Source organism: Solwaraspora sp. WMMD406, from assembly GCF_029626025.1.
Classification (GTDB): Bacteria; Actinomycetota; Actinomycetes; order Mycobacteriales; family Micromonosporaceae; genus Micromonospora_E.
The window spans coordinates 5401447-5427279 of record NZ_JARUBF010000001.1 but is presented as its reverse complement, the minus strand read 5'-3'; the positions used below and the strand labels follow the sequence as shown (position 1 = coordinate 5427279).

Here is a 25833-nt window from a genome sequence, read left to right as displayed (position 1 = left end):
GTGCTACCGCCGTTGGTGACGGTGGTGTCTGATCGTGATGACCGGGAAAGGGTGCGGAGATGACGCAGCGTGACCGCGCTGGTGGCAGGTCACCGGGATCCCGCTCCCGCCGCCCCTCAGCCGCGGTCCGGCCCCGGGCTGAGGGGAGCGCCCCGCCGCGGCTGGACGCCGGAGCGCGTCGAGACCGGCTGAAGGCCGTGATCGAGCCGGTCGTCGGGGCCGTGGGATTCGATCTGGAGGACGTTTCCGTTTCTCGGGCCGGTCGTCGGTACGTGGTCCGGGTGATCGTCGACGCCGATGGTGGTGTCGGGCTGGACGCCGTCGCGCAGGTGTCCCGGTCGATTTCGGCCGCGCTCGACGAGGCGGAATCCGTCAGCGGCGCCGAGTTGATAACTGGTGAGTACCAGTTGGAGGTCAGCTCCCCCGGGGTGGACCGTCCGCTGCGGTTGCCCCGGCACTGGCGACGTAACGTCGGCCGGCTGGTCCGGGTGACCGTGGCCCAGCGGTCGGTGACCGGGCGGATCGTCGCCGCCGACGACGAGTCCGTGCGGCTCGACGTGGACGGCACCGTGCGACGGTGGGGGTACGACGAGGTGGGTGCCGGTCGGGTCCAGGTGGAGTTCAATCGCCTCGACGAGATCGACGACGACGATCTGACGGAGTTCGACAGCCCAGAGGCTGACGATGGTCCCGATCATGACGACGAAGTGGAGGACGAGGAGAGGTGAACATCGACCTCGCGGCGCTACGCGCACTGGAGCGCGAGCGGGAGATCCCGTTCGACACGATTCTCGCGGCGATCGAGGCCGCGTTGCTGACCGCCTACCGGCACACCGAAGGCGCGCAGACGCATGCCCGGGTGGAGATCGACCGCCGCAGCGGCATGGCGCTGGTGTACGCCCAGGAACTCGACAGTGACGGGGCCGTGCTGCGGGAGTGGGACGACACTCCGCACGACTTCGGTCGGATCGCCGCGATGACCGCCAAGCAGGTGATTCTGCAACGGTTGCGGGAGGCGACCGACGAGGTGCACTTCGGCGAGTACGCCGGCCGCGACGGCGACTTGGTCACCGGCGTGATCCAGGCGCACGAGGCGCGTGTGGAGAAGGGCATCGTCACGATCGATCTGGGCAAGGTCGAGGCCGTGCTGCCGGCGGCGGAGAAGGTGCCGGGCGAAACGTACCCGCACGGTCAGCGGATCCGGTGCGTGGTGGTGCATGTGGCCAAGGGGTTCCGTGGCCCGCAGATCACGCTCTCCCGCTCGCACCCCAATCTGGTGAAGAAGCTCTTCGCTCTGGAGGTCCCGGAGATCGCCGACGGCACCGTGGAGATCGCCGCCATCGCCCGGGAAGCGGGCCATCGCACCAAGATCGCCGTGCGGTCGACCACTCCCGGAGTCAACGCCAAGGGTGCCTGCATCGGTCCGATGGGACAGCGGGTCCGAGCGGTGATGAGCGAGTTGCACGGCGAGAAGATCGACATCATCGACTGGTCCGAGGACCCGGCGACCTTCGTGGGCAACGCGTTGTCCCCGGCGAAGGCGCTGCGGGTCGAGGTGGTCGACGCGGCAACCCGTACCGCCCGGGTGACTGTTCCCGATTTTCAGCTTTCGCTGGCTATTGGGAGAGAAGGGCAGAATGCCCGCTTGGCTGCGCGGTTGACCGGGTGGCGGATCGACATCCGTCCCGATACGGAGGTCGGCGTGGCTGGTCGTGATCCCGCGCCCGAACCGGGCGGCGCGGTCTCGGGCGCGTCGGGGTAGACTTTCTTTCGTGGTACGACGCGCGTCGCCGGAGCGCACCTGTGTGGGCTGCCGACGACGCGCACCGGTTCACGACTTGCTGCGGACCGTCGTGATCGCGGGCGACGATGCGTTACGCCTGCGACCTGACCCAGTCCGTGGTCTGCCGGGACGGGGTGCGCATCTGCATCTCGAACCGGCGTGTCTCGAGCTGGCACTGCGGCGCCGCGCCTTCGGGCGCGCACTGCGGGTCACCGGGCTCGTAGACGCCGGTGAGCTGGCTGAGTACATTCGCGCGTCAACCGCTACGTCCGGTCATCCGGCCGGACGAGGGTCGCACAGCAAGGTAGGACGACCGACATGAGCACACGATGAAGTCCCAGCAATGATCAGGCTTCAAGTGCACGAGTGAGGTCGCTGCGGGTGCTGCCCGCACGACCTCGGAGTGAGGAGTGCAGTGGCAGGCAAGGCCCGCGTACACGAGCTAGCCAAAGAGCTCGGGGTCGAAAGCAAGACCGTACTCGCCAAGCTCAAGGAGATGGGCGAGTTCGTGAAGTCCGCGTCGAGCACGGTGGAAGCACCGGTCGCTCGACGGTTGCGCGGCGCATTCGCCGCGTCCGCCCAGGCGCCGGCCGCGCCATCAGCACCGTCGTCGGCCGGCCCTGCCGAGCCGAGGATCTCCGCCAAACCCGCGCCGCCGCGTCGGCCGGCCGCTCCGCCGATGCGGCCCAAGGGCCCGGTGCCCGGCCCGCCGCAGCCTTCGGCACCAGTGGCCAAACCGGCGAGCGCGCACGACATCGAGGTGGCTGCCGCCGAGGCGCGGGCAGCCGCGCTCAAGGCGGAGCAGGAAGCCAACGTCAAGGCCGCCCAGCAGGCTGCCAAGCAGCGTGACACCACTCGTCGCGAACCCCCGACCGACGGCACGCCACGGCCCAAGCCCGGTCCCGGCGCGGTCCCGCCGCGTCCGGGTAGCGCGGCAGCTGGTCGAGCGTCTGGTCGTCCGGGCGGGCCAGGGGCGCCGACCCCACAGTCGGGGCGGCCCGGCGGGCGGCCTCCGGCACGCAGTGGCGGCAACAACCCGTTCGGTATCACTCCTGGTGGTAGTCAGCGGCCAGCGGCCAGCGGTGGTGGTCCACGCCCCAATCCGGCGTCGATGCCGCCGCGTCCCAGCCCGGCGTCGATGCCGCCGCGTCCCAGCCCGGCGTCGATGCCCGCGCAGCGTCCGGGTCGTCCCGGCGGTCCCGGTGCGGGTCGTCCCGGCGGTCCCGGTGGCGGTCGTGGCGGTCCCGGTGGCGGTGGCGGCGGCGGTGGTTTCCGTGGCGGTCCCGGTGGCGGTGGCGGCGGCGGTGGTTTCCGTGGCGGTCCCGGTGGCGGTGGCGGCGGCGGTGGTTTCCGTGGCGGTCCCGGTGGCGGTGGCGGCGGCGGTGGATTCCGTCCCGGTGCCCCGGCCGGTGGCGGCGGTGGCCGGCCAGGTGCCGGTGGTCGTGGTCGAGGGGGCGGTGCCGCCGGAGCCTTCGGGCGTCCCGGTGGCCGGCCGACCCGAGGCCGCAAGTCCAAGAAGCAGCGCAGACAGGAATTCGACAACCTCTCCGCCCCGACCATGAGTTCTGGCGCGCCACGTGGTCAGGGTCAGGTGGTGCGGTTGTCGCGCGGAGCGTCGTTGTCGGACTTCGCCGACAAGATCAACGCGAACCCGGGTTCGTTGGTCCAGGAGATGTTCAACCTGGGCGAGATGGTCACCGCGACGCAGTCCTGCTCCGACGAGACCCTGCAGTTGCTGGGCGAGCACCTCGGGTTCGACGTACAGATCGTCAGTCCCGAGGACGAGGACCGGGAGCTGCTGGCCCAGTTCAACATCGATCTGGACGCGGAGGTCGACTCCGAGCGGCTGGTCACCCGGCCGCCGGTGGTGACCGTGATGGGTCACGTCGACCACGGTAAGACCAAGCTTCTCGATGCCATCCGCAAGACCAACCTGGTCGAGGGGGAGGCCGGCGGGATCACCCAGCACATCGGTGCCTATCAGGTGCACGTACCACACGACGGGGCCGACCGCGCGTTGACCTTCATCGACACCCCGGGTCACGAGGCGTTCACCGCCATGCGTGCCCGTGGTGCCCAGGTCACCGACATCGTGGTCCTGGTGGTGGCGGCCGACGACGGCGTCATGCCGCAGACCATCGAGGCGCTCAACCACGCCAAGGCGGCCGAGGTGCCGATCGTGGTCGCGGTCAACAAGGTCGACAAGCCAGAGGCAAACCCGGACAAGGTACGCCAGCAGCTGACCGAGTACGGTCTCGTCGCCGAGGAGTACGGCGGCGACACCATGTTCGTCAACGTGGCGGCCAAGCCCGGGATCGGCATCGACGAGTTGCTGGAGGCGGTGCTGTTGACCGCTGACGCGACGCTCGAGCTGACCGCGCCGACCGACGGCCCGGCGCAGGGTATCGCCATCGAGGCGCACCTGGACAAGGGCCGTGGCGCGGTGGCGACGGTGCTGGTGCAGAAGGGCACCTTGCGTACCGGTGACTCGATCGTCGCTGGTGGGGCACACGGCCGGGTCCGGGCGATGCTCGACGAGAACGGCAACCAGGTCCCCGAAGCGGGGCCGGCGCGTCCGGTGCTGGTGCTCGGCCTGACGGCGGTGCCCAGCGCGGGCGACACGTTCCTCGCCGCGCAGGACGACCGTACGGTGCGGCAGATCGCCGAGCAGCGGCAGGCCCGCCGCCGCGCGGCGAGCTTCGCCAACTCGCGCGGCCGGGCCACCCTGGAGACGCTGATGGAGCAGATCAAGGAGGGCGAGAAGACCTCGCTCAACCTGATCCTCAAGGGCGATGTCTCCGGTTCGGTCGAGGCACTCGAGGACGCCCTGTTCAAGCTCGACATCCCGGAAGAGGTGCAGCTGAAGATCCTCGACCGGGGTGTGGGTGCGATCACCGAAAGCAACGTGATGTTGGCGAGCGCCTCGGCCGAGGCGGCGACGATCATCGGCTTCAACGTCCGGGCCTCCAACAAGGTCCGGGAGATCGCCGACCGCGAAGGCGTGGAGATCCGGTACTACACGGTCATCTACCAGGCCATCGAGGAGATCGACGCGGCACTCAAGGGCCTGCTCAAGCCGGAGTTCGAGGAGGTCGAGCTGGGCACCGCGGAGATCCGCGACGTGTTCCGTTCGTCCAAGATCGGCAACATCGCCGGTTGCATGGTCCGGTCCGGTGTCATCCGCCGCAACGCCAAGGCCCGGTTGCTGCGTGACGGGGCGGTGGTGGCGGACAACATCACCATCAGCTCCCTCAAGCGGTTCAAGGACGACGCGACCGAGGTCCGTGAGGGCTTCGAATGTGGTCTGACCTTGGGCAACTACAACAACATCCAGGTCGGCGACGTCATCGAGACCTTCGAGATGCGCGAGAAGGCTCGCACCTGATTCGCTGATCGTCAGCGGCGACCCCGGTGGGATCGCGTCCGGCACGACGCCGGACGCGATCCCACCGGTCTGTCGACGGTCGGACTCCATCCACCGCGTATCCTGCGGAGCGATGTTCACCGGAACCGTAACCTTCGACGTGCTGCTGCCGGGCGATTCCCGCTCGCTCAAGGCCAAACGTTCCTACGTCCGGCCGATCGTGGCCGCCCTGCGCCGCTTCGAGGTGTCCGCGGCCGAGGTCGGTGCGTTGGACCGACACGGGCGGGCCGAAATCGGGGTCGGGGTCGTCGCCGCTGATCCGGCACACGTGCAAGAGGTGTTGGACAGCTGCGAGCGGCTGTTGGCCGCCCGGCCGGAAATCGAACTGCTCTCCGTACGTCGCCGTCTCTTCGGGCCGGACGACTGATCGGTATCCGTATCCCGCATCCCCCTACTGGGTGCCGGCCGGCCACCCGGCCACCCGGACGGCTCACAGGTAGGGTCGACACGTTGGCAGCACACCTCCGGAGGTGGCGACATGACGGACCCGGCCCGGGTACGCCGGCACGCTGAGCGCGTGCGCGAGCTGGTGGCTTCGGTGGTACGTACCCAGATCAAGGATCCGCGACTCGGAATGATCACGATCACCGACGCTCGGATCACCGCCGACCTGCGGGACGCGACGGTGTTCTACACGGTGCTCGGCGACGCCGCCGAGCAGGCGGGGACCAAGGCCGCGCTGGACAGCGCCAACGGCCTGCTCCGCAGCACCGTCGGCAAGGCGTTGGGCCTACGGCACTCGCCGACCCTGACTTTCGTCCTCGATGACGTGCAGGAACATGTCAAGCACATCGACGATCTCCTGGCCGCGGCACGCGACGCCGATGCCGAGGTGCAACGGCTGGCGGCTCGGGCCGAGTACGCCGGGGAAGCCCAGCCGTACCGGGTCGAGGTCGACGAGGAGGACGCGGCCGCGAACGATTCGGACGCCGACGATTCGGGGGACGCCGCCGGACGACCGGATCGGCACGCTGATGGGAAACGGCCATGATCAGCGTGCCGTCGCCCGCCAACCCGCTGGCCGAGCGGGCGTCGTCCACTCCGGGAGGTCCGACCGAGCAGGATCCGGGAGGTCCGACCGAGCAGGAATGGTCGGCGGCGGTGGCGGCGATCCGGGCGGCCGGTCCGACCGGACGGGTGTTGCTGATGTGCCACGTCCTACCCGACGGTGACGCGTTGGGCAGCATGCTCGGTTTCGGCCTGGCCCTGCGCCGAGGCAGCGAAGCGCGGATCCAGGCGACGTTCCCCGGCACCACTGACCTGCCTCCGTCGTTGCGCGAGATGCCCGGCCAGGAGTTGCTGGTCCCGGCCGACCGGGCCTGGACCGATCCGGATCTGGTGCTCTGTTTCGACGTGGCCAGTGACTCCCGACTCGGCCCGCTGGCGGGTCGGCTCGCCACGGCACCCTCGATCGTCGTCGACCACCACGCGTCCAACACCCGTTTCGGTCAGATCCACCTGGTGGATCCCCACGCGGCGGCGACCTCGGTGGTCGTCGAGGGCCTGCTCGACCGCCTCGGGTTCGGCGTGGACCAGCAGGTCGCCGAGTGTCTGTACATCGCGTTGGTGACCGACACCGGGTCGTTCCGGTTCGACATGACCACTCCGGCGGTGCATCAGATGGCTGCCCGATTGCTGGCGACCGGCATCCGGCCGGCAGACATTTCCCGGCGGCTGTTCGACAGCCGTCCGTTCGGCGCGGTTCAGTTGTTCGGCGAGGTCCTGCGGCGCGCCGTGCTCGAGCCGGATTCGGCCGGCGGCCGGGGGTTGGTCTGGACTTATGCCACTCTGGCCGATCTTGAGCGGTACGACCAGCAGCCTTATGTGCTGGAGGCGTTGATCGACTCGGTCCGCTGCACCATCGAGGCCGACATGGCCTGCGTGCTCAAGCAGGTCGGCGAGACGTCCTGGGCGGTGTCGATGCGCAGTAAGGGTGGCGTCGACGTGAGCCGGGTCGCGACGGCGCTTGGCGGCGGCGGTCACCGGCTGGCGGCCGGATTCACCGGTCAGGGTGAGGTCTCCGAGGTGATCGCGGCCATTCGCGCCGAGGTGCGGTAGCTCACCACTATCGCGACCCGGTCGGAATCCGGGACATCCCCGGGCCGGGTGCGCTTCACTGGGCGTCAATCGACGGCGACAATCAGATGATGGAACAGCCGTCTGAGATTGTCACGGACGTGCCGCGGGCGTGGGACCGACCGATGGTCTCGCTACCGGTCATCGCCGTGTTCGCCCTGTTGGGTGGCCAGCTTCCGTCCTTCTCGACCGCGGCCAATCTCTACTCGCTCGGTACCGGCGGCGTGCTGATCTGGCTCGGCCTGTCCCGTCGGGTACCTCGGCGGGCCACCCCGCGTCGCCTCGGGGACGGGGCGGTGTGGTGGATGGTGCCGGTGGCGATCTTCACCGTGTTCGAAGGAGCCACGTTCGCGCTGGGCTCGACCGACGATCTGCCGACGTTCTCCAAACTGGCGGATCCGGTTCTGGAGGGATGGCTGGCCCGCTCGGCCGCGTACTTCGCCTGGTTGGCGGCCTTCTGGGGGTTGGCCCGCCGATGAGTGTCAGTCGGATGGTGGTGATCAGCGGGTTCGCGGTGGCGCTGCTGCTGGTCGCGGTCTTGGAGGGCCTGGCCCGTCGGCCGGGCTCGCGGATCCCGACGCTCGGCGACGTCTGCGCTTACGTCATGCAGTACGAGGTGGGCAAGCTGCCGGTCGGTCGGATCGGCGTACTCGGGTTCTGGTGGTGGGTGGGCTGGCACTTCTTCGCCCGATGACGACTTCATCGATGAATACCTGTCCCGTATCGCGGGAATGGTGCGCAGGATGTGGACCTGAACGATAACTTGGGTGTGGTGCGGGCCACACCTGCCTGCCATGTGTCTGTCCGGTCGCGGCCCCGGTGATCCCGCAGGGCGTGCTGATCGCCGGTCGAATCTTCCGCTTGAGAAGGTCGTGTCGCCATGCCCAGTAAGCCCAAGACCGAGACCACCGACGAAGCGCGCGAGCAGGCGCGGCGCGCCCTGCAGACATCGATGGACACCCGCCAGTAGGCGGTCGGACGGCGTGGCGCCCTCGGTGGCTGCCGACGCCGTCGGCCCGCCCGGCCGGCCGCTTCCGTGGTGGTCGGAGTGCGGCGGTCGCGTCCCGTAAGTGACGTCGGCTATTGCGTCCCTTACATCTGGCCTGCCACCCTGGGCGTCGATGACGTCCAGTGGCACACCCCAACCGCCCTCGCCCCCGGTACCCGCCCGCCGGATCGCCGTACTCGCGATCCCCGCGCTGGTGGTGCTGGCGGCCGAACCGGTGTACGTACTCGTCGACACTGCCGTGGTCGGGCATCTCGGCGCGGTGCCGCTGGCCGCGGTCGCGGTCGGCGGGACGGTGATGTCCGTCGCCGCCTGGTTGGGTACAGCGGCGGCGTACGGCACCACCGGGCGGGCCGCCCGTAGATTCGGTGCCGGCGATCGCCAGGCCGCCCTCGCCGAAGGCGTCCAGGCATCCTGGTTGGCGCTGGTCGTCGGGATCGCGTTGGCCGTCGGCCTGCAGGCGCTGGCCGGTCCGATCACCGCCGCCCTGGCCGGCCCGCAGAGCCCGGCGGCCGACGCAGCCGCCGACTGGCTGCGGATCGCCGCGCTCGGGGCACCCGGGCTGCTGCTCGCCGCAGCGGGCAACGGGTGGATGCGCGGTGTCCAGGAGACCCGGCGCCCGGTGCGCTACGTCGTGGCCGCCAACGCGCTGTCCGCCGTACTCTGCCCGATCCTGGTCTACCCGGCCGGGCTCGGCCTGATCGGGTCCGCGATCGCCAACGTGATCGCCCAGACGCTGGGCGGGCTGCTGTTCGTCCGAGCGCTGGCCCGCGCCGGGGTCCCGCTGCGACCCCGGCCGGAACTCATCGCGGCGCACCTCACCGTCGGGCGTGACCTGCTGCTGCGGGGAGCCGCGTTCCAAGCCAGCTTCCTGTCCGCCACCGCCGTGGCGGCGCGTTACGGGACCGCCTCGGTGGCCGCCCACCAGATCGCCATCCAACTCTGGTTCTTCACCGCGCTGGCCATGGACGCGTTGGCCATCGCCGGTCAGTCGTTGGTCGGCGCCGCGCTCGGCGCCGGCGACGCCGCCGGCGCGCGGGCCCTCGCCCGTCGACTGGTGCTGCTCGGCCTGGCCAGCGGACTGGCCTTCGCGGCGGTGTTCGCCCTCGGCGCACCGGTGATCCCGAGCTGGTTCAGTCCAGATCCACAGGTACACGACCAGGCCATGATCGTCTGGCCGTGGTTCGTCGCCCTGCAACCGATCGCCGGCGTGGTCTTCGCCCTCGACGGGGTGTTCATCGGTGCCGGTGACCTGCGCTATCTGCGTAACCTGACCATCGCGGGGGCGCTCGGCGGGTTCCTTCCGGCGATCTGGATCGGATACGCGCTGCAGCTCGGCCTGACCGGGATCTGGGCCGGCCTGGGCGTGTTCATGGTGGTCCGCCTGGTCGGACTGCTGGCCCGGCTGCGGTCGTCGCGCTGGGCGGTGCTCGGCGTACCGGCGGTCCGGGCCTGACCAACGTCCCACCGGTCAGGCTCACCCCTGGTCAGGCTTGCCATGGCGGGCAGGACCGGACCTGATCATCGTGACGGCCGGCGCGTCTGGCAGGCTTGACCGTCGTGAGCACGCACGGACTGATCGTGGTCGACAAGCCCGCCGGTCTGACGTCGCACGACGTGGTGGCCCGCGTCCGACGGTTGGCCCGAACCCGCCGGGTCGGGCACGGTGGCACGCTCGACCCGATGGCGACCGGGGTCCTGGTCGTGGCGGTCAACCGGGCCACCAGACTGCTCACCTACGTCATCGGCGCCGCCAAGGACTACACCGCGACCATCCGGCTCGGCGAGACGACGGTGACCGACGACGCCGAAGGCGAGGTGACCGCCCGTACCCCGGCCGTCGGGCTGACCGAGGCGCGGATCCGGGCCGGGCTCGCCCGCCTGACCGGTGACATCGAACAGGTCCCGAGTGCGGTCAGCGCCATCAAGATCGACGGCCAGCGGGCGTACCGACGGGTCCGCGCCGGCGAGGAGGTCACGCTCGCCGCCCGCCGGGTGACGGTGTCCCGGCTGGAGGCGACCACCATCCACCCACTCGTCGGCGAGACCCTCGACGTCGAGGTCGAGGTCAGCTGCTCCTCGGGAACCTACATCCGGGCGATCGCCCGCGACCTCGGTGCCGCGCTCGGAGTCGGTGGCCACCTGACCGCGCTGCGCCGCACCGCGGTCGGCGGTTTCACCATCGCCGAGGCGCGCACCCTGGCGCAGCTGGAGGAGCAGTCGCCGGAGGTGGTGCGGCTGCCGATGGAGGCCGCGGCCGACCGGTTCCTGCCCCGCCGCGAGGTCGACGCCGACGAGGCCCGGGTGCTGTCGCACGGCGGTCCGCTGGCACCGGTCGGCCGATCCGGGCCGTACGCCGTGTTCGCCCCGGACGGGACGCTGCTCGCGGTGGTCTCCGAACGCGACGGTCGGGCCCGGGCCGAGATCGTGCTCGCCCCGGCGTGACAACATCGACCCCGGCCGCGAAACCGGGCGGGCCGGGTGCGATCCTGGCGGTACAGGCGGGAGGCGTGATGCAGCGGTGGCGGGGAGTGCAGGAGGCCGGCGGTTGGGGCCGATCAGTGGTCACGATCGGCGTGTTCGACGGCATCCACCGAGGACACCAGTCGATCATCGGCCACGCGGTCAAACGCGCCCGTGACCTCGGTATCCAATCGGTGGTGGTGACCTTCGACCCACATCCGGCGGAGGTGGTCCGCCCCGGCAGCCACCCCGCCGTACTCACCGGACCGGCGCGCAAGGCCGAGCTGATCGAGTCGCTGGGCGTCGACGCGCTCTGCGTCCTTCCGTTCACCGCCGAGTTCTCCCGGCTCACCCCGGAGCAGTTCGTGCACGATCTGCTGGTCGAGCATCTGCATGCCGCCCTTGTGGTGGTCGGGGAGAACTTCCGGTTCGGCCACCGGGCCACCGGCGACGTGGCGCTGCTGGAGCGCCTCGGGCGGACCTTCGGCTTCGCCGTCGAAGGCGCTGGCCTGGTCTCCGACGACGGGACGGTCTTCTCCTCGACGTACATCCGGTCATGTATCGACGCGGGCGACGTGACGGCCGCGACGGCGGCTCTCGGCCGCCCGCACCGGCTGGAAGGGGTGGTGGTACGCGGCGACCGGCGGGGCCGGGAGATCGGCTTCCCGACCGCGAACCTGCTCACCCCCCGCTACGCGGCGGTGCCGGCGGACGGGATCTACGCCGCCCGGCTGGTCCGCTCGGACGGCCCGGTGCGGCCCGACGGGCTCAGTGGGGGAGGGCCGGGGCTGCCCGCCGCCGCGTCGATCGGCACCAACCCGACCTTCGCCGGGCGGGACCGCCGGGTGGAGGCGTTCATCCTTGACTTCGACGGCGACATCTACGGTGAACAGGTGGCGATCGACTTCGTCGCCAGGCTGCGGGAGACCAGACGATACGACGGCGTCGCCCCGCTGGTCGCCCAGATGAACGAGGACGTGGCGCAGGTCCGTGCCGTCCTGGACGCCTGACCGCCGAACCTGGTCGCTGTCTCTGCTCAGGGTGGCCCCGATGCGTGGCACCGCCGCGCCGCGCCGACGCTCGGCCCGACGCGCGCCGTGGCCTTCCGGCCGCGTCCCGCGACCGGCTGGTAACCTGAACGGCGACGTCGGAGCACCGACGGTTCGTCTCGCGTGCCTGCACGACGCCGCGGGTGCGAGGCGAGGGACGACCCCCACACAGATCAGGGAGACAATGGCGCTCGATCAGGAAGCCAAGCGCAAGATCCGCGAGGAGTACGCGACCGCCGAGGCGGACACGGGTTCACCCGAGGTCCAGGTGGCCGTGCTCACCAAGCGGATCGCCGACCTCACCGGCCACCTCAAGGTCCACAAGCACGACCACCACAGCCGTCGTGGTCTGCTCCTGCTGGTCGGCCGGCGACGCCGGTTGCTCAACTACATGCAGAAGAAGGACATCAACCGCTACCGGTCGCTGATCGAGCGACTCGGCCTGCGGCGGTGACGTAACGGCGGGTCGGGGCCGACGGCCGCGACCCGCCGCACCACCACCCGACACCCGGGCCACCACGACCCCCCCTTCGAAAGGGAGCCGGTCAGCGTACCGGTCCTCGGTAGTGGCCCCCGGGCCAGCCGGCGTATCAGCCGGCTCCCCCGGGCGCTTCGATCGATGACCGGCCGGCTGGACAGCTCCCCGAGGTCGTGGGCCCACGACGCGTAAAGGAGCGCGACATCACCATGACCGACCAGAACACTCTCGGCGCCGAGCGCAGCACCGCAGTGATCGCCAACGGGTCCTTCGGCACCCGTGAGGTCACCTTCGCCACCGGGCGGCTGGCCCGCCAGGCCGCCGGCTCGGTCATCGCCCAACTGGGCGACACCGTGGTGCTCTCCGCCACCACGGCGAGCAAGCAACCCCGGGAACACTTCGACTTCTTCCCGCTCACCGTCGACGTCGAGGAGCGGATGTACGCCGCCGGGCGGATTCCCGGCTCGTTCTTCCGTCGCGAGGGCCGCCCCAGCGAAGAGGCGATCCTGACCTGCCGGCTGACCGACCGTCCGTTGCGTCCGTCGTTCGCCAAGGGCCTGCGTAACGAGGTGCAGGTGGTGGCCACCGTCCTGGCCCTGGACCCGGCTCACCCGTACGACGTGATCGCGATCAACGCGGCCTCGATGTCGACCAAGCTGTCCGGCCTGCCGTTCTCCGGCCCGATCGGGGCCACCCGGATCGCCCACGTCGACGGCGAGTGGGTCGCCTTCCCGACCCTGGAGGAGCTGGCCCGGGCCACCTTCGACATGGTGGTCGCCGGCCGTACCCTGCCCGACGGCGACGTCGCGATCATGATGGTCGAGGCCGAGGCCACTCCGCACGCGGTCGGTCTGATCGCGGCCGGCGCGACCGCCCCGACCGAGGAGGTCGTGGCGAGCGGACTGGAAGCCGCCAAGCCGACCATCCGCGAGCTGTGCCGGGCACAGAGCGAACTGGCGGCGGTGGCCGCCAAGCCGGTCGCCGACTTCCCGGTCTTCCTCGACTACGGCGACGACGTCTACGACGCGGTCGCCGCGGCGGGCCGTGACGAGGTCGCCGAGGCGCTCAAGATCGCTTCCAAGGCGGAGCGGGAGGACGCCCTCGACCGGATCAAGGACAAGGTCGCCGGCCAACTCGTCGAGCAGTTCGACGGCCGCGAGAAGGAGATTTCCGCCGCGTTCCGCTCGCTGACCAAGGCCGAGGTCCGGGCCCGGGTGCTCCGCGAACAGGTCCGCATCGACGGTCGCGGGCCGCGCGACATCCGGCCGCTGATCGCCGAGATCGGCGTCCTGCCCCGGGTGCACGGCTCGGCGTTGTTCGAGCGGGGCGAGACCCAGATCCTGGGGGTCAGCACGCTCAACATGCTCCGGCTGGAACAGACCCTGGACACCCTGTCGCCGGAGAAGTCCAAGCGCTACATGCACAACTACAACTTCCCGCCGTACTCCACCGGTGAGACCGGCCGGGTCGGCTCGCCCAAGCGGCGCGAGATCGGCCACGGCGCGCTGGCCGAGCGGGCCCTGGTGCCGGTGCTGCCGTCGCGGGAGGAATTCCCGTACGCGATCCGTCAGGTCTCCGAGGCGCTCGGCTCCAACGGTTCGACGAGCATGGGTTCGGTCTGCGCGTCGACCCTGTCGCTGCTGTCCGCCGGCGTCCCGCTGAAAGCCCCGGTGGCCGGCATCGCCATGGGGCTGATCTCCGACACGGTCGACGGGCAGACCCGCTACGTCACGTTGACCGACATTCTCGGCGCCGAGGACGCCTTCGGCGACATGGACTTCAAGGTCGCCGGTACGCCGGAGTTCGTCACCGCCCTGCAGTTGGACACCAAGCTCGACGGAATCCCGTCGGACGTGCTGGCGGGCGCCCTGCAGCAGGCCCGCGAGGCCCGGATGACCATCCTGGACGTGATGCGGCAGGCGATCGAGGCACCGGCCGCCATGTCCGAGCACGCGCCCCGGGTCACCACGGTGAAGATCCCGGTCGACAAGATCGGCATGGTGATCGGGCCGAAGGGCCAGACGATCAACGCGATCCAGGACGAGACCGGCGCGGACATCTCGATCGAGGACGACGGCACCATCTACGTCGGTGCCACCAACGGGCCGGCTGCGGAAGCCGCCGTCGAGCGGATCAACGCGATCGCCAACCCCACCCTGCCGAAGATCGGCGACAAGTTCCTCGGCACGGTGGTCAAGACGGCCGCCTTCGGCGCGTTCGTCTCACTGCTGCCCGGCCGCGACGGCCTGCTGCACATCTCCAAGGTCGGCGACGGCAAGCGGGTCGAGCGGGTCGAGGACTACCTCAACGTCGGCGACAAGGTCGAGGTCCAGATCGCCGACATCGACGCCCGAGGCAAGATCTACCTGGACAAGGTACGCCCGGAAGGCGCGGAACCGCCGGCGGCGGTCGACGGCGACGGTGCCGGGGAGCGCCCGGCCAGCCGGGACCGGGCCGACCGTGGCCCCCGTGACCGGGGTGACCGGGAGCGCGGCGAGCGCGGACCCAGCCGGGGCGACGGCGACGGTGGGGGCGAGCAGCGGCGGCGCCGTAACCGCCACAGCTGACCGGCTGACCGCCGTGGCACGGACCGATCGGGCGGCCGACCGGGCTCCGGCCCGGCCGGTCACCCGGACACTCACCGCTGACCCGTTGGGCGGCGCGGTACGCCGTACCGTGCTGCCCAACGGGCTGCGGGTGATCACCGAAGCGATTCCCGGAGTGCGCAGCGTCTCCTTCGGAGTGTGGGTCGGCGTCGGCTCCCGCGACGAGACCCCGGCCCGCTCCGGTGCGTCGCATTTCCTGGAACACCTGCTGTTCAAGGGCACCCGGCGGCGTACCGCCTGGGAGATCTCCTCGGCGATCGAGGCGGTCGGCGGCGAGACCAACGCCTTCACCGCCAAGGAGTACACCTGCTACTACGCCCGGGTGCTCGACGACGACCTGCCGATGGCCATCGACGTGATGTGCGACCTGGTGGCGAACTCGGTGATCGACCCGGCCGACGTGGAAACCGAGCGCGGCGTGATCCTCGAAGAGATCGCGATGCACGACGACGAGCCGGACGACGAGGTGCACGACCTGCTCGCCTCGGCCGTGTTCGGGCCGCATCCGCTCGGCCGGTTGATCTCCGGCACCGAGGCCACGATCTCCGCGCTCACCCGCCGGCAGATTCACGACTTCTACCGGCGCCGCTACACGCCGGGGTCGATGGTGATCGCCGCCGCCGGCAACCTGGACCATCGTCGGGTGGTGCGGCAGATCAGCCAGGCGCTGCGGGGCAGCCCTTTGGACCCCGACACCCCCGGACGTCCGGCGCCGGTGCGCCCGGACACCCCGGCGGTGCGGCCCCGGCCGCCGAAGGTCGTCCTGCGACACAAGGAGACCGAACAGGCCCACCTGGTGGTGGGCGGGGCGGGAATCAGCCGGCGCGACGACCGCCGGTTCGCTCTCGGGGTGCTCAACAACGTGCTCGGCGGCGGCATGTCCAGCCGGCTGTTCCAGGAGATCCGGGAGCGGCGAGGGCTGGCCTACTCGGTCTACTCCTACGCCAGCCAGTACGCCGACGGTGGGGCGTTCGCCGTCTACGCCGGATGCGCCCCGGGCAAGGTCGACGAGGTGCTGGAACTGGTCCGGTCCGAGCTGGCCGCGATCGCCCGCGACGGCGTCACCGCCGACGAGCTGGCCCGGGGCAAGGGGATGAGTCGCGGGGGGTACGTGTTGGGCTTGGAGGACACCGGATCGCGGATGGGACGGCTGGCCAAGGGTGAACTGCTCCACGGTGGTCAGTTGACCGTCGACCAGTTGCTGGCCCGGGTGGCGGCGGTCACCCGTGCGGAGGTCGACGCCGTCGCGGCCGACCTGCTCACCCGGCCGATGTCGCTGGCGGTGATCGGGCCGGTGGAGTCCGCCGCGCTGACCGTCCGACGACCGGTGGGACCTATCGTCCGACAGCCGGTGGGATAGGTTGTGCCGGTGAGTGAGGATCAGGCGAAAACGGGGCAGACGTCGGGCCGGTCGGCAGACGAACCGATCAAGGTCGGGGTCTTCGGCGCTCGTGGCCGGATGGGGGTGGAGGTCTGTCGGGCGGTTGACGCCGCCGACGACCTCGAACTGGTCGCGGCGGTCGACCAGGGCGACGGGCGGTCCGCCGTCTCGGCCGCCGGCGCGGAGGTGGTCGTCGACTTCACCACCCCGGACGTGGTGATGGACAACCTACGGTGGTGCGTGGACCAGGGCGTCAACGCGGTGGTCGGCACTAGCGGCTTCACCGAACAGCGGCTGGACCAGGTGCGGACCTGGCTGGCCGACCGGCCGGCGGTCGGCGCGGTGGTCGCGCCGAACTTCGGCATCGGCGCGGTGCTGATGATGCAGTTCGCCGCCCGCGCGGCCCGGTACTTCGAGTCGGTCGAGATCATCGAGCAGCACCACCCGCACAAGGTGGACGCGCCCAGCGGCACCGCCACCCATACGGCGCGCGTCGTCGCCGCCGCCCGCAAGGCCGCCGGCCTTGCCGCCATGCCGGACGCGACCACCGGCGAGGTGCCGGGTGCGCGCGGTGCCGACCTCGACGGGGTACGGGTGCACTCGGTGCGTGCCGCCGGACTGGTGGCCCACCAGGAGGTGCTCTTCGGCACGCTCGGGGAGACGCTGACCCTGCGGCACGACTCGTACGACCGGGTCTCGTTCATGCCGGGTGTGCTGCTGGCTGTCCGCGCGGTGACCCGGCGGCCGGGTCTGACCGTCGGCCTGGACGCGTTGCTCGACTGACGGCGAGTCCCTGCCTCGGCCGCCCAGGCGGTCAGCGGTGGGTGGCTCAGCCTGCGTTGGGTATCTCGGTCGGCGGTGGATGCAGCAGTCGGCGGTGGATGCAGCAGTCGGCGGTGGATGCAGCAGTCGGCGGTGGATGCAGCAGTCGGCGGTGGGTGCCTCAGTCGGCGGGCGGGATCGCGACGTGCAGCCGTAGCTGTTCGACGAGCAGGTCGGACACATCCAGCGCGCGGGTCGCGCCGTCGGGCTCCCACCCCGCCGAGCCGAGGAACTTCCGGGTCGCCGGGTCGCCCTCGTAGGCCCAGGCCACGGCGGTGTCGAAGCCGTCGGTGCGCCACAGGTCGACGGCGGCGGCGAGCAGCCGGCTGCCGTGGCCCCGGCGACCCCAGCGCGGCTCGACCAGCAGGTCGGTCACCGCGGCGACCCGATCGCCCCAGGCGGCCTGGCTCTCGTCCGGAGCGAGCGCCTGTTCGTCGGGTGGACCGGAGGCGATGAAGCCGACCAGATACGATTGTTCGGCCTGCTCGACGGCGACCAGCACCCGGTGCCGGTCCGATGGCGGGCTGGTGACGGCGGCGTTCCACCGCTCGGCCAGCCACGCCTCGTCCAGCTGATCCAGCACCTGCCGGGGCAGCAGCCGCCGGTAGGCGGTCCGCCAGGTGCTGAGCTGGATGCGGGCGATCTCCGCAGCGTCGCCCGTACGGGCAGGACGGACATATCCGAGCGCCATGACTGGTCAGCGTACGGACAAGGGGGCGGGCATGCCGCAGCGGGCCGCCGGGCGTACCGGCCGGCAGGTGGCCGTCCTGGTCGGCTTGGCGGTGGTCGTCGCCGGGTTCCTCGCCGTCGCCGCCGAACGGCACGGCTTCTTCGACCTCAAGGTCTACTACGGCGCGATGTGGCACTGGGTGCGGGCCGACGGCGAACTCTACGATCACATGAAGCCGTTCAGCCAGTACGGCTTCACCTATCCGCCGTTCGCGGCGCTGACCATGGCGCCGATGGCGTTTCTGCCCTGGCACGGCGCGATTGTGGTGAGCGTGACGCTCGCCGTGCTCACCAGTGCGCTGGTCCTGTGGTGGCTGGTCGATCCGGTCGCCCGCCGGGAAGGCTGGACCCGCTGGTTCGCCTTCGGGGTTGCCGCCTGCCTGGTCGCCGCGTACGAGCCGATGCGCGAGACGGTCAACTTCGGCCAGGTCAACACCGTGCTGCTGGTCTTGGTGGCGGCGGACCTGTTGTGGCTGGTCGCGGCCCGGTCGCCGGTGCCGGCGCGGTGGAAGCGGTTCGCCGGGGTCGGCGTCGGCCTGGCCACGGCGATCAAACTGACCCCGGGCATCTTCATCGTCTATCTGCTGGTCACCCGACGCTTCCGGGCGGCGGTCACCGCCGCCGCCACGGCTGCCGTGGCGACCCTGTTCGCCGCCGCGGTCGCGCCGGACGCGTCGCGGGAGTTCTGGACCCAGGCGTTGTGGAACACCGACCGGGTGGGTTCGCTGGACTTCGTCTCCAACCAGTCGCTGCGCGGCGTCGTGGCCCGGCTGGATCCGCTGCACCCCAGCACGGTGGCCTGGCTTCTCCTGGTGCTCGCCGTTCTCGCCTGGTGGGCGTGGCGGGCCAGGGCCGCCGTGGCCACCGGGGACGAGACCACCGGGTTGGCGCTGACCGCCGTGGTGGGCTGTCTGGTCAGCCCGGTGACCTGGGTACACCACCTGGTCTGGCTGATTCCCGGGCTGATCCTGCTGGTCGACAGCGGGCTGGCCGCCGCGTCGGGTAGCCGCCGGCGACGGTTGCTGCTCGGCTTCGCCACGGTCGGTTACCTGGTGCTGATCAGCCGACTGGTCTGGCTGTGGCGTAACTCCGACGCCAGCGGCCCGCTGGGGTTCCTGGGCGCCAACGCGTACGTCTGGGTGAGCCTCGCGCTGCTTCTCGCGCTACCGGTCCGGCGGCTGCCCGGCGCGGGCCGGTGGCCGCTGGCCGCGCGGTCGGCCCGGCTCGGCTCAGCCGGGCTCGGCGACGAGCCGGCCACCGTCGAGCCGGGCCTGGTACCGCAACTCGGTGAGGTCGACCGGAGCCTGTCCCGCTAGCCGAGGGACCTGGTAGACGCTGCGTTCACCGTCCGGCCGCAGCCCGGCCCGTTCGTAGAAGCGTCGGCCGCGCTGGTTGCCCGCCAGCACCCACAGCCGTACCGGACCCCAGCCCAGCGCGGCGAGACCGGCGACCGACGCGGCGAGCAGTTCCCGGCCGACGCCGTCGCCCCAGTGAGCCGGGTCGACGTACATGGTCACGATCTCGCCGTACGTCGGGTCGAGTTGGTCGCGGTCCTGATCGATCCGGTAGGGGCCGAAGGTGCTGAAGCCGACGATCCGGTTGTCCCGGACGGCGACGACGGTGCGGAACGGGTGGTCCGGATCCGCGGTACCGGTGTCGCGGCGGCGCTGGGCCCAGGCGGCGACGTTGAGCCGGTCGAGGACGTCCGCCGGGATGAGGCCGGCGTATCCGGCCCGCCAGGCCCGGACGTGGACGGTGGCGATCGCCTCGGCGTCCTCCAGTGTCTCCTGCCTGATTTGTCGCACAGAACCGTTGTAGCGGTAGCGGCGCGGCGGGTCCAGCGTGCGGCGCCGGGTGTCGGGATCCGGCCGTGTCCGGCGTGCTGTCGTACCGTGCTGTCGTACCCGTGGATTAGGTTTCGTGGACGATGACCGCCCTCGACAGTCTCTCCCTCGCCCAGGCCCGCCGGATCGCGCTGGCCGCCCAGGGTTTCGCCGACCCGGCGCCGACCGGCGTGCCGACCCGACGACACCTGCGTCGGGTTCTGGACCGGGTCGGGTTGATCCAGATCGACTCGGTCAACGTCCTGCGGCGTGCCCACTATCTGCCGCTCTACAGCCGGCTCGGACCCTATCCGACGACCCTGCTGGACCGCGCCGCCAGTCAGGCGCCACGGGAGCTGTTCGAATACTGGGGCCACGAGGCGTCGCTGATCCCGGTCGATCGGCACCCGGCACTGCGCTGGCGGATGGCGCAGGCCCGCAGCGACGCCTGGGGCGGGATGCGTCGGATCGCCGTCGAGCAACCCGACCTGGTCGCCTGGGTACGCGACGAGGTCCGCGCCAACGGGCCGCTGACCGCCGCCGAGATCGAGCAGGACGTGCCCCGGCCGACCGGCAACTGGGGCTGGAACTGGTCGGCGGTGAAGACCGCCCTGGAGTACCTGTTCTGGTCTGGCGAGGTCACCGCGGCCCGGCGGACCAGTTCGTTCGCCCGGTGCTACGACGTGCCCGAGCGGGTGCTGCCGCCAGCGGTCCTGGCCGCGCCGACGCCCAGCCCGGAGCAGGCGTACCGGGAACTCGTCGAGATCGCGGCCCGGTCGCTGGGCGTCGCTTCCGAACCCGAGCTGCGGGACTACTTCCGGCTGCCGGCGGCAGCGGTTCGCCCGGTCGTGGCCGACCTGGTCGCCGAAGGGGCGCTCCGGCCGGTCCGGGTGCAGCACTGGCGCCAGCCGGCCTACCTGCACGCGTCCGCGCGGTTGCCGCGCTGGATCCGGGCCAACACGCTGGTCAGCCCCTTCGACCCACTGGTGTGGGAGCGGGCCCGCACCGAGCGGCTGTTCGGCCTGCGGTACCGCATCGAGATCTACGTCCCGGCACCCCAGCGGGTGTACGGCTACTACGTGCTGCCGTTCCTGCAAGGTGATCAGTTGACCGCGCTGGTCGATCTCAAGGCCGACCGCCAGGCGGGGGTGTTGCGGGTCCCGGCGGTCTGGGCAGCGCCGGACGGTGCCGCCGATCCGGGGCGGACCGCGTCGGCGTTGGCGCAGGAGCTGATCCGGCTGGCGGGCTGGCTGGGCCTGTCCGGGGTGGCCGTCCCGGTCGCCGGCGACCTCGCCGGGCCGGTCGCTGCGGCGCTCACCGTGCACGGCTAGCCGCCCTGGCGCGGTCGGGCAGACACCGGTCGGGGCGGGCGGAGGGCCGCCGGGGCCGGGGCGACCGAGCCTCGCCGGTGTACGGTGAGACGATCGGCGCCGAGGAAGGGGACCGCAGCGATGGTGAGCACCGACAGCGGGGCCGATGGTCGTACCACGATCGAAGGCTCGACGGTGTCGTCGCCGGATCCTGGGCCCGACCGGCACCAGCACACCGAGTCGCATCCCGCCCACGACCCGTACCTGTCGACGCCGCCGCAGGCGTACCCGCCGGTCGCCGAACCGGATCGGCTGACGAGGATGGTCAACCGGCTCTGGGCGAAGTCGCCGGTGTGGTTGGCACCGTTGGCGGTGCTGGGCTGTATCGGTGCCGCCGCTGGCTACACAGTGCTCACCGATCCCACCACCAGCACCGCCGAGGCCGCGCCGACCTGCCTACTCAAGTTGACCACCGGGCTGGACTGCCCGGGGTGCGGCGGCACGCGCGCCGCCTGGTACCTGCTCAACGGTGACCTGGGCGCGGCGGCACGTCACCACCTGCTCTTCGTTTTCGCGGTGCCGTTCCTGCTCTACATCTATGTGGCCTGGGCAGGTCAACACATGTTCCGTTGGCGGTTGCCCCAGCTGCGGATCACCCCCCGGGTGGTGGGGTGGTCGCTGGGCATCTGGATGGCCTTCTCGGTGCTGCGTAACCTGCCCTGGGCTCCGTTCAGCTGGTTTTACGTCTGAGGCCGGGGCTTCTACGTCTGCGGCCGGGCCTCGTCCGGCGTTTCCGCTGGCCTGCCGGTTTCCGTTGGCGTGCCGGTTTCCGTTGGCGTGCCGGTTTCGGCTGACGTGCCGGTCGCCGGTGCAGTGACCCAGTCGACCAGTTGCACGACGACGCCGTTGGGATCGCGTACCTGGAACGCCCGCTCGCCCCATTCCTCGACGGTCAGCGGCATGGTGATCGGCACTCCTTCGGCCCGCAGCCGGGCCAGTTCGCCGTCGAGGTCGGTGACCTCGAAGGCGAGGATCAGTCCCTGGGCGTGGTCGTCACGCTGGTCCGCCGGCAGGGTCGGCAGCCCTCGCCGGAGGAAGATCACGTTCATGCCGATGTCGTCGCGGGTGAGCGACGCGAAGCCGTCGGCCGACATCACTTCGTGGAAGCCGAAGTGTGTGACCAGGAAGCCGCTGGAAGCGGCGACGTCGTCGACGTTCAGTGACACCGCACACGCGGTCACGTTCATGGCACCTCCCGGGAGCGCTAACCCCTTACAGTGTAAACAGATCATCCGGGATCGTCGGTGTCCGCGCGGTCCCGGTCGCCGGTCCGGGCGGTCCGGCCGTTTGCCTGCGGATGTCGACGCCAACTAAAGTCCGAGGAATGCCGGAGATCGTGTCGCCGCAGGTCAAGCTGATCGCCTGGACCCACTTCGAAGCCCCGGACGACCTCGACTGGTCCACCGACGCCGAGGGCGGTCAGGCGCTCGCCGAGTTCGCCGGTCGGGCCTGCTACCAGTCGTGGCGCAAACCCAACCCGGCGACCGCCACCAACGCCGGTTACCTGCGCCACATTCTCGACAGCGGTCACCTGTCGGTGCTCGAGCACGGCAGCGTCACCTTCTACTTCACCGGGGTGTCCCGCTCGCTCACCCACGAGCTCATCCGCCACCGGCACTTCTCCTACTCGCAGTTGTCCCAGCGGTACGTGCCCGAGCGGGACGCCGCGATGGTCGAGCCGGTGGTGATCGCCGAGGACCCCGAGCTGCACAAACGGTTCGTCGCCGCGGCCGAGGCCAGTGTGCGGGCGTACACCGAACTCCTCGAAGGGCTGGAACAGCGCTTCGCCGACGTGGCCAACCCCACCCTGCGGCGCAAGCAGGCCCGTCAGGCGGCCCGGGCGGTGCTGCCCAACGCGACCGAGACCCGGATCGTGGTCACCGGCAACTACCGGGCCTGGCGGCACTTCATCGGCATGCGCGCCACCGAACACGCCGACGTCGAGATCCGGGAGCTCGCTGTCGAGTGTCTGCAGCAGCTGCAGCGGGTCGCGCCGAACGTCTTCGCCGACTTCGTCATCGACCGGCTGGCCGACGGTAGCGAGGTCGCGGCCAGCCCGTACACCCGGCAAGGGGAGTAGATCTCGCGCTCGCGCAGGAGCGCCGAAACGACCGCGCGCCGGTCCGATAGGTTGTCGGTATGACGCAGCACCACCTCGCCGACCCCGGCGCCGGGGCGCCGGGCCCGTTCGGGCGGCTTCTCACCGCCATGGTCACCCCGATGACCAGCGACGGATCGCTCGACCTCGACGGTGCCGCCCGGCTGGCCAGCTACCTGGTCGACGACCAGGCCAACGACGCGCTGGTGATCAGCGGCACCACCGGCGAGTCGCCGACCACGACGGACGCGGAGAAGGAACGACTGCTCCGCGTGGTGGTGGAAGCGGTCGGCGACCGCGCGCAGGTGGTTGCCGGTGTCGGCACCAACGACACCCGACACACCATCGAGTTGGCGGTCGCCGCCGAGAAGGCCGGCGCCCACGGGCTGCTGGTGGTGACGCCCTACTACAACAAGCCGCCACAGGCCGGGCTGATCCGTCACTTCACCGCCGTGGCGGACGCCAGCGGACTACCTGTCATGGCGTACGACATCCCGCACCGCACCGGTGTGGCGCTGGCGACCGAGACACTGGTCCGGCTGGCCGAGCACCCCCGCGTCGTCGCGGTCAAGGACGCCAAGGGCGACCTGGTCGCCACCTCCTGGGTGACCAGCCGGACCGACCTTGCCTTCTACAGTGGTGACGACGCGCTCACTCTGCCTATGCTGGCGATCGGCGCGGTCGGTCTGGTCGGCACCTCCACCCACCTGACCGGCGCGGCGACCAAGCGGATGATCGAGGCCTATGCCGCCGGCGACACGGCGACGGCGGTGGCCCTGCATCGCAAGCTGCTACCGCTGTTCACCGGGATCTTCCGCTGCCCGGGCACGATCCTGGTCAAGGCCGCGCTCGCCGTACGCGGCCTGCCCGCCGGCCCGGTCCGGTCGCCGCTGGTCGCCGCCACCGACGCCGAACTGGACCAGCTGCGTATCGACTGCGCCGACGCCGGACTGGAGCTGCGATGAGTCAGGCCCACGCCGAAATGGACCTCCCACCGGAGCTGCCGCCGGGCGGCCTGCGGATCATTCCGCTCGGTGGCCTCGGTGCCATCGGGCGCAATATGACGGTCTTCGAGTTCGACGGCAAGTTGCTGATCGTCGATTGTGGTGTTCTCTTTCCCGACGTCGAGCAGCCCGGGGTCGACCTGATCCTGCCGGACTTCACCCCCATTCTGGACCGGCTGGCCGATGTCCAGGCGATCGTGCTGACCCACGGCCACGAGGATCACATCGGAGCCGTGCCGTACCTGCTCGCCCACAAGCCGGACATCCCGCTGGTGGGTTCGCAGTTCACCCTCGCGCTGGTCGAGGCGAAGCTGGCCGAGCGGCGGATCGAGCCCTACACCCTGACCGTACGGGAAGGCCAGCGGGAACGGATCGGACCGTTCGAGTGCGAATTCTTCGCGGTCAACCATTCCATCCCGGACGCGATGGCGGTCGCCATCCGGACCGCAGCCGGTCTGGTCCTGCACACCGGTGATTTCAAGATGGACCAGTTGCCGCTGGACGGGCGGATCACCGACCTGGCCGGCTTCGCCCGGCTCGGCGCCGAAGGCGTCGACCTACTGCTGTCGGACTCGACCAACGCCGAGATCCCGGGCTTCGTCACCCCGGAGCGTGACATCGGTCCGGTGCTCGACTCGATCTTCGGCAAGGCCAGAGGCCGGATCATCGTGGCGAGTTTCGCCTCGCACGTGCACCGGGTGCAGCAGGTGCTGGACTCCGCGTACGAGTACGACCGCAAGGTGGCCCTGATCGGCCGCTCGATGGTCCGCAACATGGGCATCGCCCGGGATTTGGGTCTGCTGCGTATCCCGGGCGGGCTGGTGGTCGGGCTCGACGAGGCCACCACCCTGCCGCCGGACCGGATCGTGCTGATGTCCACCGGTTCACAGGGCGAGCCGATGAGCGCGCTGGGGCGGATGGCGACCGGCGACCACCGGCACATCACGGTCGAACCCGGTGACACCGTGGTCCTGGCCAGCTCGCTGGTGCCCGGCAACGAGACTTCCGTCTACCGGGTGATCAACAAGCTGTCCCGGGCCGGCGCCACCGTCATCCACAAGGACGTGGCCAAGGTGCACGTCTCCGGGCACGCGCCCGCCGGTGAGCTGCTCTACCTGCTCAACGTGGTCCGGCCGAGCAACCTGCTGCCGGTGCACGGGGAGTGGCGGCACCTGCGCGCCCACGCCCGACTGGGCATCGAGTCGGGCCTCGACCCGCAGCGCGTGGTGCTCTGCGAGGACGGCGACGTGGTCGATCTGGTCGACGGCCACGCCCAGCTCGTCGGGCACGTGCGGAGTCGCTACGTCTACGTCGACGGGTTGGCCGTCGGCGACGTCGGCGAGTCGCTGCTGACCGAGCGGCGGATCCTCGGCGACGGCGGGTTCATCGCCGCCACCGTCGTGGTCGACTCGGTGACCGGCAAGGTGGTCGGTGGCCCGGCCATCTCGGCCAAGGGCTTCTCCGAGGATCCGGAGGCGTTCAACGCCGTCACACCGTTGATCACCGAGGCGCTCGGTCGGGCCGCCGCCGACGGGATCACCGATCCGCATCAGCTCCAGCAGATCGTCCGTCGGGTGGTCGGGCGGTGGGTCAACGACGCGTACCGGCGCCGGCCGATGATCGTCCCGACCGTGGTGGAGGTCTGAAGACGCGCCTGTCGTCGCGGGGCTGACCGGCCGGCCGGGCCGGCGGGCATACTGGTGACCCAGTCACCCACCGGC

General features: G+C 70.8%; 25 protein-coding genes. 22 read left to right on the top strand and 3 right to left on the bottom strand.

The window, feature by feature from the left end:
- Window positions 1–59 precede the first annotated feature (59 nt).
- The 16 genes from rimP (at window position 60) to dapB (ending at window position 17049) form a co-directional block, all read left to right on the top strand.
- The gene (rimP, locus tag O7632_RS23965; RefSeq protein ID WP_278117418.1) at window positions 60–728 is read left to right on the top strand and encodes a ribosome maturation factor RimP; all 669 of its coding nucleotides are present in this window, start codon (window positions 60–62) and stop codon (window positions 726–728) included.
- Window positions 725–1762, top strand: coding sequence for a transcription termination factor NusA (nusA, locus tag O7632_RS23960; protein ID WP_278117416.1), 1038 nt, complete (start codon window positions 725–727; stop codon window positions 1760–1762). Before rimP ends, nusA begins: the two co-directional genes overlap by 4 nt.
- On the top strand, window positions 1713–2105 hold the full coding sequence (locus O7632_RS32305) for a YlxR family protein (RefSeq protein ID WP_347403594.1): 393 nt from the start codon (window positions 1713–1715) through the stop codon (window positions 2103–2105). The genes nusA and O7632_RS32305 overlap by 50 nt, the downstream gene beginning before the upstream one ends.
- Window positions 2106–2198: 93 nt before the next feature.
- Complete coding sequence (gene infB / locus O7632_RS23950; protein WP_278117414.1) at window positions 2199–5168, top strand: translation initiation factor IF-2; 2970 nt, start codon at window positions 2199–2201, stop codon at window positions 5166–5168.
- 112 nt (window positions 5169–5280) lie between these two features.
- Window positions 5281–5574: a DUF503 domain-containing protein gene (locus O7632_RS23945; protein ID WP_278117412.1), complete on the top strand. Its 294-nt coding sequence runs from the start codon at window positions 5281–5283 to the stop codon at window positions 5572–5574.
- Between the two features lie 111 nt (window positions 5575–5685).
- A complete protein-coding gene (gene rbfA, locus O7632_RS23940) occupies window positions 5686–6198 on the top strand; it encodes a 30S ribosome-binding factor RbfA (RefSeq protein ID WP_278117411.1) in 513 nt (170 codons plus the stop codon).
- The gene (locus tag O7632_RS23935; protein WP_278117410.1) at window positions 6195–7265 is read left to right on the top strand and encodes a bifunctional oligoribonuclease/PAP phosphatase NrnA; all 1071 of its coding nucleotides are present in this window, start codon (window positions 6195–6197) and stop codon (window positions 7263–7265) included. Before rbfA ends, O7632_RS23935 begins: the two co-directional genes overlap by 4 nt.
- A gap of 89 nt (window positions 7266–7354) precedes the next feature.
- Window positions 7355–7762, top strand: a complete 408-nt coding sequence (locus O7632_RS23930) for a hypothetical protein (RefSeq protein ID WP_278117408.1) — start codon at window positions 7355–7357, stop codon at window positions 7760–7762.
- Complete coding sequence (locus tag O7632_RS23925; protein ID WP_278117406.1) at window positions 7759–7977, top strand: DUF6186 family protein; 219 nt, start codon at window positions 7759–7761, stop codon at window positions 7975–7977. The genes O7632_RS23930 and O7632_RS23925 overlap by 4 nt, the downstream gene beginning before the upstream one ends.
- Before the next feature lie 427 nt (window positions 7978–8404).
- Window positions 8405–9745 (top strand): MATE family efflux transporter, encoded by a 1341-nt coding sequence (locus O7632_RS23920; RefSeq protein WP_278117404.1) that lies wholly within the window; start codon window positions 8405–8407, stop codon window positions 9743–9745.
- Between the two features lie 104 nt (window positions 9746–9849).
- On the top strand, window positions 9850–10734 hold the full coding sequence (truB, locus tag O7632_RS23915) for a tRNA pseudouridine(55) synthase TruB (protein ID WP_278117403.1): 885 nt from the start codon (window positions 9850–9852) through the stop codon (window positions 10732–10734).
- 68 nt (window positions 10735–10802) lie between these two features.
- A complete protein-coding gene (locus O7632_RS23910; RefSeq protein WP_278120327.1) occupies window positions 10803–11762 on the top strand; it encodes a bifunctional riboflavin kinase/FAD synthetase in 960 nt (319 codons plus the stop codon).
- A gap of 223 nt (window positions 11763–11985) precedes the next feature.
- A complete protein-coding gene (gene rpsO, locus O7632_RS23905; protein WP_278117399.1) occupies window positions 11986–12255 on the top strand; it encodes a 30S ribosomal protein S15 in 270 nt (89 codons plus the stop codon).
- 233 nt (window positions 12256–12488) lie between these two features.
- The gene (locus O7632_RS23900; protein WP_278117397.1) at window positions 12489–14846 is read left to right on the top strand and encodes a polyribonucleotide nucleotidyltransferase; all 2358 of its coding nucleotides are present in this window, start codon (window positions 12489–12491) and stop codon (window positions 14844–14846) included.
- 13 nt (window positions 14847–14859) lie between these two features.
- Window positions 14860–16245, top strand: a complete 1386-nt coding sequence (locus O7632_RS23895; protein ID WP_278117396.1) for a pitrilysin family protein — start codon at window positions 14860–14862, stop codon at window positions 16243–16245.
- A gap of 9 nt (window positions 16246–16254) precedes the next feature.
- The gene (gene dapB, locus O7632_RS23890; protein WP_278117394.1) at window positions 16255–17049 is read left to right on the top strand and encodes a 4-hydroxy-tetrahydrodipicolinate reductase; all 795 of its coding nucleotides are present in this window, start codon (window positions 16255–16257) and stop codon (window positions 17047–17049) included.
- 160 nt (window positions 17050–17209) lie between these two features.
- Here dapB and O7632_RS23885 read toward each other — a convergent pair whose 3' ends face one another.
- Window positions 17210–17779 carry a GNAT family N-acetyltransferase gene (locus tag O7632_RS23885; protein ID WP_278117393.1) on the bottom strand — a complete coding sequence of 190 codons (570 nt, stop codon included), beginning with the start codon at window positions 17777–17779 and terminating at the stop codon, window positions 17210–17212.
- On the opposite strand from O7632_RS23885, the gene O7632_RS23880 reads away from it, so the two are divergent.
- Window positions 17778–19133 (top strand): glycosyltransferase 87 family protein, encoded by a 1356-nt coding sequence (locus tag O7632_RS23880; RefSeq protein WP_278117391.1) that lies wholly within the window; start codon window positions 17778–17780, stop codon window positions 19131–19133. The two genes, O7632_RS23885 and O7632_RS23880, sit on opposite strands and share 2 nt — an antisense overlap.
- Here O7632_RS23880 and O7632_RS23875 read toward each other — a convergent pair.
- Window positions 19047–19622, bottom strand: coding sequence for a GNAT family N-acetyltransferase (locus tag O7632_RS23875; RefSeq protein WP_278117390.1), 576 nt, complete (start codon window positions 19620–19622; stop codon window positions 19047–19049). The genes O7632_RS23880 and O7632_RS23875 overlap by 87 nt on opposite strands.
- 122 nt (window positions 19623–19744) lie before the next feature.
- On the opposite strand from O7632_RS23875, the gene O7632_RS23870 reads away from it, so the two are divergent.
- Together O7632_RS23870 and O7632_RS23865 are read left to right on the top strand one after the other, a co-directional pair.
- Window positions 19745–20971, top strand: a complete 1227-nt coding sequence (locus tag O7632_RS23870) for a crosslink repair DNA glycosylase YcaQ family protein (protein ID WP_278117389.1) — start codon at window positions 19745–19747, stop codon at window positions 20969–20971.
- 120 nt (window positions 20972–21091) lie between these two features.
- A complete protein-coding gene (locus tag O7632_RS23865) occupies window positions 21092–21700 on the top strand; it encodes a DUF2752 domain-containing protein (protein ID WP_278117388.1) in 609 nt (202 codons plus the stop codon).
- 11 nt (window positions 21701–21711) lie between these two features.
- Here O7632_RS23865 and O7632_RS23860 read toward each other — a convergent pair whose 3' ends face one another.
- Complete coding sequence (locus O7632_RS23860) at window positions 21712–22197, bottom strand: VOC family protein (RefSeq protein WP_278117386.1); 486 nt, start codon at window positions 22195–22197, stop codon at window positions 21712–21714.
- Between the two features lie 137 nt (window positions 22198–22334).
- On the opposite strand from O7632_RS23860, the gene thyX reads away from it, so the two are divergent.
- From thyX to O7632_RS23845, 3 genes are read left to right on the top strand one after another with little or no spacing between them, the layout of a single operon-like run.
- Entirely contained in the window at window positions 22335–23090 is a 756-nt protein-coding gene (thyX, locus tag O7632_RS23855; RefSeq protein ID WP_278117384.1) for an FAD-dependent thymidylate synthase, read from the top strand.
- 59 nt (window positions 23091–23149) lie between these two features.
- A complete protein-coding gene (dapA, locus tag O7632_RS23850) occupies window positions 23150–24073 on the top strand; it encodes a 4-hydroxy-tetrahydrodipicolinate synthase (protein WP_278117382.1) in 924 nt (307 codons plus the stop codon).
- Entirely contained in the window at window positions 24070–25758 is a 1689-nt protein-coding gene (locus O7632_RS23845) for a ribonuclease J (RefSeq protein WP_278117381.1), read from the top strand. The genes dapA and O7632_RS23845 overlap by 4 nt, the downstream gene beginning before the upstream one ends.
- Window positions 25759–25833 lie beyond the last annotated feature (75 nt).

Bases quoted from the DNA above. Each gene is read 5' to 3' on its own strand.
- rimP (WP_278117418.1), top strand. From the start codon at position 60: ATGACGCAGCGTGACCGCGCTGGTGGCAGGTCACCGGGATCCCGCTCC.
- O7632_RS23945 (WP_278117412.1), top strand. From the start codon at position 5,281: ATGTTCACCGGAACCGTAACCTTCGACGTGCTGCTGCCGGGCGATTCC.
- rbfA (WP_278117411.1), top strand. From the start codon at position 5,686: ATGACGGACCCGGCCCGGGTACGCCGGCACGCTGAGCGCGTGCGCGAG.
- O7632_RS23935 (WP_278117410.1), top strand. From the start codon at position 6,195: ATGATCAGCGTGCCGTCGCCCGCCAACCCGCTGGCCGAGCGGGCGTCG.
- O7632_RS23930 (WP_278117408.1), top strand. From the start codon at position 7,355: ATGGAACAGCCGTCTGAGATTGTCACGGACGTGCCGCGGGCGTGGGAC.
- O7632_RS23925 (WP_278117406.1), top strand. From the start codon at position 7,759: ATGAGTGTCAGTCGGATGGTGGTGATCAGCGGGTTCGCGGTGGCGCTG.
- O7632_RS23920 (WP_278117404.1), top strand. From the start codon at position 8,405: ATGACGTCCAGTGGCACACCCCAACCGCCCTCGCCCCCGGTACCCGCC.
- O7632_RS23910 (WP_278120327.1), top strand. From the start codon at position 10,803: ATGCAGCGGTGGCGGGGAGTGCAGGAGGCCGGCGGTTGGGGCCGATCA.
- rpsO (WP_278117399.1), top strand. From the start codon at position 11,986: ATGGCGCTCGATCAGGAAGCCAAGCGCAAGATCCGCGAGGAGTACGCG.
- O7632_RS23900 (WP_278117397.1), top strand. From the start codon at position 12,489: ATGACCGACCAGAACACTCTCGGCGCCGAGCGCAGCACCGCAGTGATC.
- O7632_RS23880 (WP_278117391.1), top strand. From the start codon at position 17,778: ATGACTGGTCAGCGTACGGACAAGGGGGCGGGCATGCCGCAGCGGGCC.
- O7632_RS23885 (WP_278117393.1), bottom strand. From the start codon at position 17,779: ATGGCGCTCGGATATGTCCGTCCTGCCCGTACGGGCGACGCTGCGGAG.
- O7632_RS23870 (WP_278117389.1), top strand. From the start codon at position 19,745: ATGACCGCCCTCGACAGTCTCTCCCTCGCCCAGGCCCGCCGGATCGCG.
- O7632_RS23865 (WP_278117388.1), top strand. From the start codon at position 21,092: ATGGTGAGCACCGACAGCGGGGCCGATGGTCGTACCACGATCGAAGGC.
- O7632_RS23860 (WP_278117386.1), bottom strand. From the start codon at position 22,197: ATGAACGTGACCGCGTGTGCGGTGTCACTGAACGTCGACGACGTCGCC.
- thyX (WP_278117384.1), top strand. From the start codon at position 22,335: ATGCCGGAGATCGTGTCGCCGCAGGTCAAGCTGATCGCCTGGACCCAC.
- dapA (WP_278117382.1), top strand. From the start codon at position 23,150: ATGACGCAGCACCACCTCGCCGACCCCGGCGCCGGGGCGCCGGGCCCG.
- O7632_RS23845 (WP_278117381.1), top strand. From the start codon at position 24,070: ATGAGTCAGGCCCACGCCGAAATGGACCTCCCACCGGAGCTGCCGCCG.